Source organism: Vibrio jasicida CAIM 1864 = LMG 25398 (genome assembly GCF_000400365.1).
In the GTDB taxonomy this organism is placed as follows: domain Bacteria; phylum Pseudomonadota; class Gammaproteobacteria; order Enterobacterales; family Vibrionaceae; genus Vibrio; species Vibrio jasicida.
This window is the reverse complement of sequence record NZ_BAOG01000124.1, coordinates 1-234: the sequence shown is the minus strand read 5'-3', so window position 1 is coordinate 234 and position 234 is coordinate 1. Positions and strand designations below refer to the sequence as shown.

Genomic DNA, 234 nt, shown 5'->3' with positions numbered 1-234 from the left:
ACATACTTTGTATTAACCCACTCTCTTCGATTTTTTGCTGATATTGTCGATGCCGATATTGCCAACCTTGATCGCTATGTATAATTGGTTTTGAGTTCGGTCTAAGCTTTGATATCGCTTCCGTCAACATATCAATGACAAGCGGTAAACAGGCATTTTTAGCTACTCTATAAGCAACCACCTCTTGAGTAAACAAGTCGACAACCGGAGACAAGTACACTTTCTGCTCTTTGA

1 protein-coding gene is annotated in these 234 nt (G+C 39.7%); it reads right to left on the bottom strand.

What is annotated here, in order from left to right:
• Positions 1 to 220 (bottom strand): DDE-type integrase/transposase/recombinase (locus VJL_RS24125; RefSeq protein WP_227741170.1); only part of this gene is annotated, 220 nt, incomplete at its 3' end.
• Positions 221 to 234 lie beyond the last annotated feature (14 nt).